This is a genomic window from Shimia sp., assembly GCF_041624275.1.
Taxonomy (GTDB): Bacteria; Pseudomonadota; Alphaproteobacteria; order Rhodobacterales; family Rhodobacteraceae; genus Shimia.
Map to the genome: position 1 here is coordinate 1 of NZ_JBFJVE010000080.1, position 12,519 is coordinate 12,519.

13 protein-coding genes and 2 tRNA genes are annotated in these 12,519 nt (G+C 66.7%); 3 read left to right on the forward strand and 12 right to left on the reverse strand.

The genetic code is table 11. From position 1 onward, the window contains the following. From ABZD10_RS08045 to ABZD10_RS08095, 11 genes are all read right to left on the reverse strand, one after another. The coding region (locus ABZD10_RS08045; RefSeq protein ID WP_372885687.1) for a glycosyltransferase family 4 protein at positions 1 to 732 on the reverse strand (732 nt) is incomplete at its 3' end. A gap of 13 nt (positions 733 to 745) precedes the next feature. Then, positions 746 to 1,924: an LptF/LptG family permease gene (locus tag ABZD10_RS08050; protein ID WP_372885689.1), complete on the reverse strand. Its 1,179-nt coding sequence runs from the start codon at positions 1,922 to 1,924 to the stop codon at positions 746 to 748. Beyond that, the gene (locus ABZD10_RS08055) at positions 1,879 to 2,988 is read right to left on the reverse strand and encodes an LptF/LptG family permease (protein ID WP_372885690.1); all 1,110 of its coding nucleotides are present in this window, start codon (positions 2,986 to 2,988) and stop codon (positions 1,879 to 1,881) included. Before ABZD10_RS08055 ends, ABZD10_RS08050 begins: the two co-directional genes overlap by 46 nt. Before the next feature lie 46 nt (positions 2,989 to 3,034). Next, on the reverse strand, positions 3,035 to 3,919 hold the full coding sequence (locus ABZD10_RS08060) for a phosphatidate cytidylyltransferase (RefSeq protein WP_372885691.1): 885 nt from the start codon (positions 3,917 to 3,919) through the stop codon (positions 3,035 to 3,037). Then, positions 3,916 to 4,710 carry an SDR family oxidoreductase gene (locus ABZD10_RS08065; RefSeq protein WP_372885692.1) on the reverse strand — a complete coding sequence of 265 codons (795 nt, stop codon included), beginning with the start codon at positions 4,708 to 4,710 and terminating at the stop codon, positions 3,916 to 3,918. Before ABZD10_RS08065 ends, ABZD10_RS08060 begins: the two co-directional genes overlap by 4 nt. Positions 4,711 to 4,715: 5 nt before the next feature. Beyond that, positions 4,716 to 5,822 (reverse strand): inositol-3-phosphate synthase, encoded by a 1,107-nt coding sequence (locus ABZD10_RS08070; RefSeq protein ID WP_372885693.1) that lies wholly within the window; start codon positions 5,820 to 5,822, stop codon positions 4,716 to 4,718. Further along, positions 5,819 to 6,421, reverse strand: coding sequence for a DUF4833 domain-containing protein (locus ABZD10_RS08075; protein ID WP_372885694.1), 603 nt, complete (start codon positions 6,419 to 6,421; stop codon positions 5,819 to 5,821). The genes ABZD10_RS08070 and ABZD10_RS08075 overlap by 4 nt, the downstream gene beginning before the upstream one ends. Positions 6,422 to 6,443: 22 nt before the next feature. Beyond that, complete coding sequence (locus ABZD10_RS08080) at positions 6,444 to 7,670, reverse strand: aminotransferase class I/II-fold pyridoxal phosphate-dependent enzyme (RefSeq protein WP_372885695.1); 1,227 nt, start codon at positions 7,668 to 7,670, stop codon at positions 6,444 to 6,446. Positions 7,671 to 7,892: 222 nt separating this feature from the next. Next, on the reverse strand, positions 7,893 to 9,548 hold the full coding sequence (locus ABZD10_RS08085) for a U32 family peptidase (protein ID WP_372885696.1): 1,656 nt from the start codon (positions 9,546 to 9,548) through the stop codon (positions 7,893 to 7,895). 122 nt (positions 9,549 to 9,670) lie between these two features. Next, positions 9,671 to 9,746: transfer RNA gene (locus ABZD10_RS08090), tRNA-Ala, on the reverse strand. A gap of 94 nt (positions 9,747 to 9,840) precedes the next feature. Continuing rightward, positions 9,841 to 10,167 (reverse strand): TIGR02300 family protein, encoded by a 327-nt coding sequence (locus ABZD10_RS08095; protein WP_372885697.1) that lies wholly within the window; start codon positions 10,165 to 10,167, stop codon positions 9,841 to 9,843. Between the two features lie 109 nt (positions 10,168 to 10,276). Between ABZD10_RS08095 and ABZD10_RS08100 the strand changes: the two genes are divergently transcribed. Both ABZD10_RS08100 and ABZD10_RS08105 read left to right on the forward strand, forming a co-directional pair. After that, complete coding sequence (locus tag ABZD10_RS08100; protein WP_372885698.1) at positions 10,277 to 10,969, forward strand: M48 family metallopeptidase; 693 nt, start codon at positions 10,277 to 10,279, stop codon at positions 10,967 to 10,969. 30 nt (positions 10,970 to 10,999) lie between these two features. After that, positions 11,000 to 11,650, forward strand: a complete 651-nt coding sequence (locus tag ABZD10_RS08105) for a GntR family transcriptional regulator (RefSeq protein WP_372885700.1) — start codon at positions 11,000 to 11,002, stop codon at positions 11,648 to 11,650. 29 nt (positions 11,651 to 11,679) lie between these two features. On the opposite strand, the gene ABZD10_RS08110 is transcribed toward ABZD10_RS08105, so the two are convergent. Continuing rightward, positions 11,680 to 11,766: transfer RNA gene (locus ABZD10_RS08110), tRNA-Leu, on the reverse strand. A 45-nt stretch (positions 11,767 to 11,811) separates the two neighbouring features. Between ABZD10_RS08110 and lipB the strand changes: the two genes are divergently transcribed. Further along, positions 11,812 to 12,519, forward strand: a 708-nt coding sequence (lipB, locus tag ABZD10_RS08115; protein WP_372885701.1) for a lipoyl(octanoyl) transferase LipB, incomplete at its 3' end; no start/stop codon positions are given.

The window sequence follows — 12,519 nt, forward strand, 5'->3', positions numbered from 1 at the left end:
CAGCGCCGCCACCTCGGCCATCTTGCGCAGAGGCGCCTCCAGCGCCCCCGCCCCGGCAATGGTAAGCCGCGCCCCGGGCAGGGCGGCGGCGATCGCCGGCCAGGCCTCGAGCAGAACCCGCACCCCCTTGCGCTCTTCCAGCCGGCCCATGAACAGCAGATGTGGCCCCGGCGGCCGCGCCTGCCGGGCGGCGCGCCAGCGCGCAAGGTCGATCACCGGCGGCAGGATGGCAGGCAAGGGGTCGACGCCCAGCGCCCGCCACTGGGCGCGCGGCGCCTCGGAGGGGACGACGATGGCGTCAAGCCGCTTGTGGAAATAGCGGGCGGCAAAGCGGATATAGGCGCGGAAGGGATCGAACCCGCCGCCCTCCGGCAATGTGGCATGGAAGGTCGCCACCGAAGGCAGCCGCAGCCCGCGCCAGATCTGCCAGGCCAGCATCGGCGTCCATGGGGTGTGCAGATGCACCATCTCGGCGCCCCAGGACCGCAGGTCGCGCAGACAGGCCTTGCGCTCGGCGCGCCCCGCGCGGCTGACCTCGAAGGCGGTGCCGTGCAGCGCCATGTTGCGGCAGCGCCCGGGCGTCAGCACGCCCTCATCGGCGGCCGCGCCCGGCGGCGCCACGATCCGCACCTCGTGCCCCTGCCCGCGCAGCCAGTGCGACAGGTCCCGGACATGGGTCTGGACACCGCCGGGCCGGTCCATGGCATAGGGGCTGATCTGAACGATTTTCATGCCGATACGCGCCTCATCTCTGACGCCCGGGAATCTCCGGCCATCCGTTCATGTGCAGTTGCAGCCCGGCGCCCAGGCCCAGGGCGAAGAGCAGCGGCCAGGTGGTGGCCGCCAGCGGCGACAGGGCGCCATAATCGCCCAGCGTCCAGAAGGACTTGACCGACACCACCGTGACATAGCCCAGCGTGCCCAGCGCCAGCAGCCGCCACCAGGCGAACAGGCGGCCGTTGCGCCCCGCCTGCGCGAGGCTGGCGCCAAGGAACATGAACAGCCCCGGCAGGAACAGTGCCGTCACCCGGCGCATCAGCGAGGTCTGCGCCTCGGGCCAGCGGTCGGCGCCCCTGACCGAGACGATCTCGAGCAGATCCCCGGTTGCCAGGTAATAGCCATAGATGCCGTGATAGCGCAGGTGGGCCGGGGACAGCGGCAGGCGTATCGTCAGGCTGTCATGGGTCTGCGGCCGCATCACGCCGCCCGTCCCCTGCTCCCAGATCACCGCCTTGCGCAGCTCCCAAATCTGCGCTTCGCCGGTGGGCCGCGCCTGCTCGGCCGACAGGATGCGCCGCAGCCCGCCGGTGCCGACCCCCTCGAACACCCGGATGTCGCGCAGGTCGGGCGCCGGGCCACGGATCACCCGGGCCTCGATGGCGCGGTCGCCGTCGACGAACCAGCGGCGGCCGTGATCGCCGTGGTGAAACCGCGCCGCATAGGCCCCGACCCCGAGGTCGATCTGGCTCAGCACCGCCGCCGGACGCCACCAGGCCTCGAGTGCAAGCTGCACCGAGCCCACCACCAGCCCGGCGCCGAAAATCGCCGCCATGAACAGGCCGGGCCGGGCGCCGGCCGCCCCGAGGATGACCGGCTCCAGCCGCTGGTGGCGCAGCAGCTCGGCGATGAAGCCGCCGACCAGACCGGCCATGGGCAGCAGGCGCCCGACGATGTCCGAGGTCCGGTACAGCAGGTATTCGGCCATCAGCGGCATCAGCGCCAGCGCCTCGTCGGCGGCCTTGGCGCGCAGCTCGTCCAGGTATTTGCCAAGATCGATGGCAATCGCCACCGTCCACAGAACGAACATCGCAAAGGCCACCGCCTTGAGATGGGTCAGGGCAATGTGGCGGGCCGCAATACCTGTAAAGCCGCGCAGGTTCATGGTGCCCCCCGCAGCGGTTTCATGATCGCTTCGCCGCGCCATGCCACGAACCCCAGCGCCGGGGCGATATAGGCGGCAACCGCCGCCGGGATCAGCAGCGCGGCGGGCAGGCTCTGCACCGCGTCGGCGATCCACATCCGCCCGAGCACGTCGTAGAACAGCAGCGCCACCACCGCCCCCGGCAGCGCCAGGAACCGGGTCAGGCCGCGGCCGCCGAGCAGAATCGCCGCCAGCGCCAGCAGCGCCGCCGTCGGCACCAGCAGGGCCCGCGCCCCCACCGCACCGAGGCGGCGCGGCTCGGCCGAGGACAGGGACAGCAGCCGTTCCGCCCCCCGCAGCGCGAGGTCGGGCTTGCCGGTGACCTCGGACAGGTCGAAGTCCATCCCGCCGTCGGAGACCCGGAACACGCTGACCGGCTGCGGCGCGGTGGCGGAGAAGGCGCCGCTATAGGCCTGCAAGTCGTGCAGGATCACCCGGTGCCCGCCGGCCTCGTCCGTGCGCCGCACCGTCCAGTCGCGCGACTGGCCGATACGCCAGCTGCCCTCCTTGCCGGGCTGATAGACGAAAAGCCGGCCGCGCTCCTGGGTCTCGGAGGTCGGCGGCGAGGCGATGAAGGTGGTGTCGAGAATGGTCTGGCGGGCATTGCGCGGCCCGGGGCGGGTGATCTGGCGCACGACATAGTCCGATTGCAGCCGCGCCCCGGCGAGACGCTCGGCGTATTGCGCCCGTGGCATCACGTAGCCCGACACCGCCACCGAGATCAGCGCCCCGGCAATGCCGACCCCGAAGGCGAACCCCAGCACCCGGGTCCAGCGCACCCCGCTGGTCGCGAGGATCACCAGCTCGCCCCGGTTGCGCGCCTCCTGCACTGCGAAAAACACCGCGATCAGCACCCCCAGCGCCAGCGCCAGATCGACGATCTCGGGGGCCTTCAGCAGCATCAGCCAGATCACGTCGAGACCGCCGCCGTCAAAGCGCAGCGCCTGTTCCAGCAGGTTGGTAAAGCTCTCGGCCATGAAGATCGCCACCACCAGCAGCAGCAGCAGGCCCAGCCGCGCGACGACGGGCAGAACGAGCAGTCTTGTGACGGGGCCGGGATGGATCATGGGGCAAGTCTCTCCAAGCCGGCCGGGCGTGGCAAGGGCGATGGGGTCACAAGAGGCCCCGCAGCAGGATCAGAACCGCGATCGCGGCGCCGGCGGAAATCCAGGAATCGAACACATCCAGCGCACCGCCCTGCCGTTTCAGCACCACCGGGAAATCCTTGACCCCGGCGCGGCGCTTTAACCGCGAGGCGCCGAGATCCCCGGCGACACCGAACAGCCCGCTCAGCAGCGCCAGCAGCACCGCGCCGGGCACCGACAGCCCGGCCGCGGCGGCGATGCCGGCGGCAATCGCCATCAGGCAGACCGCGCCGCCGATCAGCCCCTCGACGGTCTTGCGCGGGCTGAGAACCGGAAAGGCGGGCCGCCGCCCGACCAGCTTGCCGATGGCATAGGCGCCGCTGTCGAACAGTTCGACCAGCACATAGATCGCCAGCATCAGCGGGCGCAGTTCGGGGTCCAGCACCGCATGGGCCAGAACCGCCAGCGGCAGCAGCGGGTAAAGCAGCAGCTGGGCCAGCGTGCCCGGCACCCCATCGGTCCGGCCCGGGCGCAGCAGCTGGCGCGCGAAAAGCAGCAGCCACAGCCCGGCGCATGCCGGCGCCGCCAGCGGCTGCCCCATGGCCAGGGCCGCAAGAATGGCCGCGCCCGCCCCGACCGCGAGGCCGCGCTGCCGGCCAAGCAGCACCGCGCCGGCTTCGTAACCAGCGCGCGCCGCCAGCAGCGCCATGAAGGCCAGCAGCGTTGCGGTGCCAAACCAGAACACGGCCAGGATCGTGCCGGCCACGACCAGCATGCTCAGCATGGCGGCGAAAATTTCCCGCGCCGCCGCGCGTTTGGACGGCACCAGGAACAGCGCCAGCACCAGCGCCGCGCCGGCGACCAGCAACAGCCCGGTGACCCGGACGATCCCGGCCACCGTCAGCGCGCTCATCGGCCGACCCTGCGGATGATGCGCCGCTGATGCCAGCGCAACAGGGGCGCGATCAGGCTGGTCAGCCGGTTGAGCAGTTTCATCTGCACCCCCGAGGCGACGACGAAGCGGCCCTGCTCCATGCCCTGCAAGAGATCGCGCGCCACCGCATCGGCGCTCCACAGCCCTCCGCCTTCGGTGATCGCCTGCGTGGCCGGGGGCTTGGTCAGTTTCTCGGCCGCGAGCTGCGGCGTATCGGTGTCGGGCGGATAGGCCAGCGTGACCTGAATGCCGGCCGGCGCCAGTTCCACATTCAGCACCTCGGCCAGCCCGCGCAGGGCGAACTTCGACGGCGCATAGGCGCTGTAGCCGTAGATGCCGAAAAACGCCGCGCCCGAGGCGATCAGCCCGATCCTGCCGCCACCGGCCTCGGTCATCGGCCCGGTCAGGGCATGCACGAAGTTGAGGGCGCCAAAATAGTTGACCTCCATCTGCAACTGGTGCTGGTCGAGGGTCTGTTCGGCGAACAGGCCGGGAATGGCAATCCCGGCGCAGGCAATGGCGACGCCGGGCGCGCCCAGCAGTTCCATCGCCTCCTGCAGGGCGCGATTCAGGGCGTCGCGGTGGCGCACATCGACGGCAAAGATCTCGACCCGGGCCGAGGCGCAGCCTTCGAGGATCGACTGCCGGGCGGCCTCGAGCCGGGCGGCATCACGGGCAAACAGCGCCACCGGGTGACCCCTTGCCGCCAGCTGTCTGGCGGCGGCAAGGCCAATTCCGCTGGAACCGCCGGTGACAAAGGCCGCCCTCATCGCCGTCACTGCCCGTTGGCGAACTCGAGCAGGAGATCGTGGGCATCGGTGTCCTCGACCTGTTCCGGCGGGTGCTTGAACAGGAAGGCACAGGCGGCATTGACCGGCCCGCCAAGGCCGCGGTCGCGGGCGATCCGGGCACAGCGGATCGCGGTCATCGCCTCGGCGGCGGCATTGGGGCTGTCCTCGACATCCAGCCGCACCTCGATATGGGTGCGCGCGCCGCCGAACAGGCGCCCCTCGAGCCGCACATAGGCGACCTTGCGATCGCCCAGCCATGGCACGTAGTCCGACGGTCCGATGCGGATGTCCTTGTCGTCCAGCCGCTGTTCCATCGCCGATTGCACCGCCTCGGTCTTGGATTCGCGCTTCAGCAGCAGCCGGTCCTGTTCGGACATGTTGAGAAAATCGGTATTGCCGCCGACGTTCAGCTGATAGGTGCGGTCGATCTCGACGCCGCGCATATCGGCCAGGTTGGCCAGGGTCCGGTGCACGATGGTGGCGCCGAACTGGGCCTTGAAGTCATCGCCGATGCAGGGCAGGCCGGCGGCTTGGAACTTCGCCGCCCAGACCGGGTTCGAGGCAATGAAGACCGGAATGCCATTGACCAGCGCCACCCCCGCGTCGAGCGCGCATTGGGCATAGAACTCGACCGCCTTCTGCGAGCCCACCGGCAGGAAGAGGATCATCACCTCGGCACCGCAGTCGCGCAGCAGGGCGACGATCTCTTCCCGGCTCAGCGCCGGCGCGTCCGACAGGCGGAAACTGCGATCCTCGGGTTTCGACAGCATATGGGCCGAAACCCCGTCGAGGTCGGGCCCGCGATGCACCAGCCCGGTCTGTTCGCCAAGATCGGTGTGGAACCGCTCGGTGCAGTTGGGGGCGGCGAAAGCGGCATCGCCCAGGGTCTTGCCGACCTTGCGTGCATCGACGTCGAAACCGGCGACGATCTCGACATCGGCCGGGGTATATCCGCCCAGCTCGGGAAAGCTCACGCCGACGGCCCGATCGCCGAGGGCCCGGCAATAGGACACGCCCTGGATCAGCGAACTGGCGCAATTGCCGACGCCGACGATCACGGTGCGGATGGTCTTGGTCGTGTTTTTGGTCATTCTTGGATGTCCCCACCGGAAACGGATATCAAATGTGTCACATGGTTTTCTGAAACCGGATCATAGGTATACAGACGCAACTGTACTACTCGGGGAACAAGCCCGCCGCCGTCAAGGTCCAGAAAACCGTAAATCAGTTTATAGTCGCGATTGTTGATACGCGCCCACAGCGCCGATTGAAAGGGGCCCGTTTGGCGCATTTCGACGGTCAGCGCCGACAGCGGCGCAAAGGTCACCTGCCAGCGTTCGCCGCCGTTCACGGCCCTTGTCTTCACGCCATAGGCGAACATCCGTTCGACCAGTTTCAGCGGCTTGGCCTGGTTCTGTTCCTCGTAGCGCCGCCAATAGGCGGCGACCGGGCGCCGCGCCAGCCGGCCCTCGGCATCATAGCGCGCGGCATAGACCACCGTGTTGCGGTTCATCGACCGCTGGAGAAAGAACACCATATGCGGATCATCGGGGCGCGGCCAGTCAGGGCGTGCCAGCGGCAGCGCCTTGCTGACCCTGGTTTCGGACAGCGCCAGACCGGGGCCCGCCTGGCCGCCGGCGGGCATCGCCAAAAGGCAGATCGACAGCAGAACTGCCAGCAACCGTTTCACACCCCACACCGGCCGGAACCCCCTATTCCGCGCTGATCCTGTCTTCGTCCCGGCGACAGAGCGCCAGCGCCTCGGACACCCGCCGGATCACCCGGTCCAGATCGGCCGTGCTGTGTGATGCCGAAATGAAGAAACGGATGCGCGGCGCATCCTTGGGAATGTCGACATGCACGACCGGCGGCGCGTAGATGCCGGATTCCATCAGCGCCTCGGCAACGAAGATGCATTCGGCCGGGGTCTCGAACAGGATCGGCACCACCGCCTCTCCCACCGCGTCGCCGGTGTTGAGCCCGGCAGCCTGGGCCGCCTTGACGAAATACTGCGAATTGCCGCGCAGCCGGGTCACCCGCCAGGGTTCCTCGCAGAGCTTGTCCAGCGCGGCATGGGCGCTGGCGATGGTGGCCGGAGGCAGCCCGACCGAGAACACGAAACCCGGCAGGGTGAAGCGCAGCCATTCGATCACCTCGGCCTCGGCGGCGATGAAACCGCCGGAGGAAGCAAAGCTTTTCGAGAGCGTGCCCACGGTCAGTTCGACCCGCTTGGGATCGACGTCGAAATGTTCGCACAGCCCGCGCCCGGTCTGCCCCAGAACGCCGTAGGAATGGGCTTCGTCGAGCAGCAGCCAGGCGTCGTGCTTTTCCTTGATGTCCAGCAGGCGCGGCAGGTCGGTCAGATCGCCATCCATGGAAAACAGCCCGTCGGTGGCAATCAGCACCCGCGCATAGTCGCCGCGATGGGCATCGAGAAAGCGGTCAAGCTCGGCCAGGTCGTTGTGCGGATAGGTCCTGAAGTCGAAACGCCCCGACTTGCAGCCCATGATGATCGAATTGTGCGACAGCTCGTCGGCGATCACCAGATCCTTGCTGCCCAGCACATGGCCGATCAGCGAAAAATTGGTCAGATAGCCCGAGATGATGGTCAGTACCCCGCCGACCCCGAGAAACTCGGCCATGGCGTTTTCAAATGCGCGGTGGGCGCTGCGCTCGCCGCCGACAAGACGCGAGCCGCCGACGCCGGTGCCATGGCGGTCGATCGCCTGTTTGGCCGCTTCGGTGGTCTGCGGGTCATGCATCAGCCCGAGATAGTCGTAATGCGACATGCTGAGATAGCCCTCGGGCCATTGGGCCGAGGCCTCTTCGAGCGTGTCGGTGGGCACGAAATAGGGATGGCCATTCTCGATCAGGGCCTTGCCGCTGAGGCGAAACCTCCGTTCGGCGTAGGTCAGGAAACTGGAACTGTCAGAAGGCATCGCTTCCCCCGGAAAACAGCGGCAAAAACACGCAAATTCAAATCTCTGTGCCATCAATACAGCAGCAATTCGGCCTCTGCGAACGTATTCTGGAACTGGGGGCCATCTTAACCGGCAATGGCCGGGGAATACTAGGAATTTTGGCGCGCGCGCAGCACCCGGAGACGGCAGGGCGCGGCCGGCCGCCCCGGCGGGGGGCGCAGGACAATAGCGGGGCGGGCCCTATTGGGCAGCGGGCAGCTTGAATTCGGCGGCTTCCGCGCGACTCAGCATCGCGCCCTGTTTTCTCTGCAACAGGATCTCGCGCGCCTTGGCATAGATGTCGTCCTGCCAGAAGATCAGGCAGCCATTGCAGCCTTTGCCACAACAGCCTTGGGTGCCGACGCGGTTGGTCTTGAAACGGCGGGTATTGGTATCGGCCTCGATCGCCTCGACCAGCGCGTCGCGGCGGCGGCGATAGGCGGTCTCGTTCGCCGTGTCCTTCACTTCCATCGCCAGCGCGGTCTTGTCCAGTTGCAGGCGCTTCCACTGCTCCTCGGTCAGGGCGCGTTCCTTGCGCAGCACCGTGAAGGGCGGAAAGTTGCTGCGCAGATCGTCGATGTCCTCGTGCTCGAACAGCGAAAACGGCAGCCGAATCACCGTTTTGGTCGAGCCATGGATCACCTCTTTGCGCTCGCCCGTCGCAGCGATCTCATAGTCATAGCCGCGCAGCAGAATCGTGTTGCGCGCCACCGGCGAGACGATCTCGATCACGTCTCCGGGCTCCAGCTTGTTCTTCACCTCGACGAAAAAGGCGTCATCCTTCACCTCGGTGACGAAACCGGCATATTCCCAATGGGCAATCGCCTGAGTCTGCTCATAGCCATGCGCCAGGTTGGTCAGCCGCCCCTTGTGGAAGGCCAGCGTATAGCCACGGTTGCCCACGGTCTCCAGCTCGCCCATGTAGTCAGCGGCATCCCAGTTTTCCGGATCGGCGTAATAGTCGTCAATCGCCATGCGATAGGCGCGCGCGACGATGGCGGCGTAATACTCGGACTTGCCGCGCCCTTCGACCTTGAGACTGTCGACACCAATGCGCAGGTAATCATCGAGCTTGGGCATCAGGCAAAGATCCTTGGAGTTCAGGATATAGCTGCCGCGCTCGTCCTCCTGAATGGGCAGGAACTCGCCGGGGCGCACGCCCTCTTCCAGCAGGAACTCGAACATATGTGCATTGTCGTCATCGACGATCAGTTCCTGCACCGTGCCGTCCTTGAGCCGCAGGTGAAACTTGTAGTTCCAGCGGCAGGAATTGGCGCAGTTGCCCTGGTTGGCGCCGCGCTCGGCCATGAAGTTCGACAAGAGGCAGCGCCCGGAATAGGTCATGCACATGGCGCCATGCACGAAAGCCTCGAGCTTCACCTCCGGGCATTCGGCGCGAATCTCTTCCAGTTCGGGGAAGGACACCTCGCGCGCCAGCACCACCAGGTCGGCGCCCTGACCTTGCCAGAACTTCACCGTCAGCCAAGAGGCGATATTGGCCTGGGTCGAGACATGCAGCGGAATCTCCGGCGCCCGTTCTCGCACGAACTGGAACACGCCCGGATCCGAGATGATCAGCCCGTCCGGCTTCACCCGGCGCACCGTCTCAAGGTATTCATCCAGCTTGGGAATATCCTTGTTGTGCGAGAACAGGTTCAGCGTCAGGTAAGCCCGCCGCCCATGGGCGTGGCAGAACTCGACCCCCTCGATCACCTCTTCCAGCGAAAACTCGGACTTGGTGCGCAAAGACAGGTCGGGCGTGCCCAGATAGACCGCATCGGCACCATAAAGCACTGCCATCTTCAGCTTGCGCAGATTGCCGGCGGGCATCAGCAGTTCGGAACGGTGATCGGTCATGGTCGCATTTCCTGCCAGAGAGAGGCCCTGTTTACAGCACTTCCGGCCGACGGGCAAAGCGCCGCGTTCCGGCATGTCGACAGAAGGTCTGTCGCGTCTGTCTCTCGGGTCGGGAGGAAGTTTGGTGGAGCCTAGGAGGATCGAACTCCTGACCTCTACAATGCCATTGTAGCGCTCTCCCAGCTGAGCTAAGGCCCCACACCAATTAGCCTTTCGGCTTGTTCGCGCTATTTAGGCGCTTGCCGGGGCGGGATCAAGCGAAAAATCCAGCCCCGGCGAGAATTTTTTTGGGTCAGTTGTCGTCGTCGTCCGAAGCCACATCCGCGATGTCGTCCAGCGAGACCTCGTCGTCTTCGTCGTCGTCCAGAACGTCGTCATCGAGGTCGATATCGACCGCGTCTTCATCATCCAGCAGATCATCGCCATCATCCGCAGAAGCGGCCTTGGCCTTCAGCGTTGCGGCGTCTTCCGCATCGGCGGCGATCATCCGGCTCTTGCCGTTTTCCACCTCGACCGTCTCGCCGGTATAGGGGCTGACGATCGGGTTCCTGTTCAGGTCGTAGAAGCGTTTGCCAGTGGTCGGGCACATGCGCTTGACGCCCCATTCTTCCTTGGGCATTCGAAATCCCCTTCAAATTCTCATGAGTCTTGTCGACGGTTCGGGCCAACTGCCATAAGAGATGCTGCGTGTCAAAGGGTATCACACCTCATCACCGTCAGGAGCGCGCATGACGCAACATATCCTTCCCGGCGCCCCGCCGATTCCGGTGGTTTTCCGCCAATCCGCAAGGGCACGCCGCCTGTCGCTGCGCGTCTCGCGGCTGGACGGGCGGGTCACGCTGACCCTGCCGCGCGGCCTGCCCGAAGGCGAGGGGCTGGCCTTCCTGCATGAAAAGGAAGCCTGGCTGCGCGGGCAGCTCGAACGGCGCCCGGCGCCGGTACGCGTCGGGCTGGACGCCGAGATCATGGTCGAGGGGCGCCCGCTGCGGATCGGTCCCGGCACGGGGCGCAGCGTCAGCGTTTGCGGCGGCACCCTTGCCGTGCCCGGCGCCCCCGACCGGGTGCCGGCCCGGGTGCAGGGGTTTCTCAAAGAGATCGCCCGCGAGCGGCTGACCGCCGCCTCTGACCGCTATGCCGCCCGGCTCGGGCGGGGCTATGCCCGGATCACCCTGCGCGACACCCGTTCGCGCTGGGGGTCCTGCTCTTCGGCCGGGGCGCTCATGTATTCCTGGCGGCTGGTCATGGCACCGGCATCGGTGCTCGAATATGTCGCCGCCCACGAGGTCGCCCATCTCGCCGAGATGAATCACTCCCCCGCCTTCTGGGCCTGCCTCGAATCCCTGCACGGCCCCTACCGGTTGCAACGCGACTGGCTGCGGATGCATGGCGAAAACCTGCATCGCTACCGCTTTGGCGATTGACCTCGCCCCCGCCTGTGATCACAAATAGGCATGCTCACACAACACCGCCCTTCCGACCATGCCAGCTCGGCCCATGACCGGGTCTACAGGCAATTGCGCAGCCGAATCATGCATGGCGAGGTGGCGCCGGGTCAGGCGATGACACTGCGCGGCATCGGCAAGGAATTCGAGGTTTCGATGACCCCGGCCCGCGAAGCGGTGCGGCGGCTGGTCGCCGAGGGGGCGCTGTTCCTGTCCTCGTCGGGCCGGGTCTCGACCCCCGAGCTGACCGGCGACCGGATCGAAGAACTGGCAGCCCTGCGCGCCCTGCTCGAGGTCGAGCTGGCCAGCCGCGCCCTGCCCCGCGCCCACATGGCGCTGATCGACCGGCTGCAGGCGATCAACGGCAATGTCACCCAGGCGGTCGAATCGCGCGACGCGGTGGCCTATATCCGCAGCAACCTCGAATTTCACCGCACCCTCTACCTGCGCGCCCAGGCGCCGGCGATGCTGGCCATGGCCGAAACCGTCTGGTTGCAGCTCGGCCCGACCATGCGCGCGCTTTACGGCCGGTTCCGCAAGAGCGAGCCGCCGCATTTCCACCGGCTGATGATCGCCGCCCTCAAGGCCGGCGACGAACCCGGCCTGCGGCTTGCGGTGCGTTCGGACGTGACCCAGGGCCTGCGGATGCTGGCAGGCTGACGACGTCAGGATCTGTTTTTTCGGGAGAATGGTGCGGCCGAGAAGACTCGAACTTCCACGGGAGTTACCCCACAGCGACCTCAACGCTGCGCGTCTACCAATTCCGCCACGGCCGCACGCCTGTAGCTTGGTGAGGCGGTCTATAGCGACTCGCCCGCATGATGCCAAGCGGGAAAACGCACCCTGTCGACGAATTTCCCCACCGCCTGCGCCGCCGGTCCGGCTGGGTGGTTTTGCGCCTTCGGGCAACAAATACCGGCCGCAGGGCTGGACATGGCCCCCCGCCCGCGCCTACCTCGGAGAAACAGCAAGCTGATGGGCATATCATGGTCGAATGGATCGTTCACGACGGGTACCTGGATTACGACGAGGCCGTGGGTTTCATGGAGGCCCGCGCCGAAGCCATCGCCAAGGGCGCGGCCGGGGAATGCATCTGGCTGGTGGAACACCCGCCGCTTTACACCGCCGGCACCAGCGCCAAGATCGAAGACCTCACCGATCCCGACCGTTTCCCGGTCTATCCCAGCAAGCGCGGCGGACAATATACCTATCACGGGCCGGGGCAGCGCGTGGCCTATGTCATGCTGAACGTCGGCCAGCGCGGCCATGACGTGCGCAGGTTCGTCCACCAGCTCGAACAATGGGTGATCGCCACCCTGGCCGAGTTCAACCTGACCGGCGAGATTCGCGAGGGCCGGGTCGGCGTCTGGGTGACGCGCGATGACAAACCGCTGACCGCGACCGGGCAGAAACCCGAGGACAAGATCGCCGCCATCGGCATCCGCCTGCGCAAATGGGTCAGCTTCCACGGCATCTCGATCAATGTCGAACCCGACCTCGAGCATTTCACCGGCATCGTGCCCTGCGGC

Bases quoted from the DNA above. Each gene is read 5' to 3' on its own strand.
- ABZD10_RS08095 (WP_372885697.1), bottom strand. From the start codon at position 10,167: ATGCCCAAGGAAGAATGGGGCGTCAAGCGCATGTGCCCGACCACTGGC.
- ABZD10_RS08065 (WP_372885692.1), bottom strand. From the start codon at position 4,710: ATGAGGGCGGCCTTTGTCACCGGCGGTTCCAGCGGAATTGGCCTTGCC.
- ABZD10_RS08070 (WP_372885693.1), bottom strand. From the start codon at position 5,822: ATGACCAAAAACACGACCAAGACCATCCGCACCGTGATCGTCGGCGTC.
- ABZD10_RS08050 (WP_372885689.1), bottom strand. From the start codon at position 1,924: ATGGCGCGGCGAAGCGATCATGAAACCGCTGCGGGGGGCACCATGAAC.
- ABZD10_RS08080 (WP_372885695.1), bottom strand. From the start codon at position 7,670: ATGCCTTCTGACAGTTCCAGTTTCCTGACCTACGCCGAACGGAGGTTT.
- ABZD10_RS08105 (WP_372885700.1), top strand. From the start codon at position 11,000: ATGCTCACACAACACCGCCCTTCCGACCATGCCAGCTCGGCCCATGAC.
- ABZD10_RS08055 (WP_372885690.1), bottom strand. From the start codon at position 2,988: ATGATCCATCCCGGCCCCGTCACAAGACTGCTCGTTCTGCCCGTCGTC.
- ABZD10_RS08100 (WP_372885698.1), top strand. From the start codon at position 10,277: ATGACGCAACATATCCTTCCCGGCGCCCCGCCGATTCCGGTGGTTTTC.
- ABZD10_RS08085 (WP_372885696.1), bottom strand. From the start codon at position 9,548: ATGACCGATCACCGTTCCGAACTGCTGATGCCCGCCGGCAATCTGCGC.
- ABZD10_RS08060 (WP_372885691.1), bottom strand. From the start codon at position 3,919: ATGAGCGCGCTGACGGTGGCCGGGATCGTCCGGGTCACCGGGCTGTTG.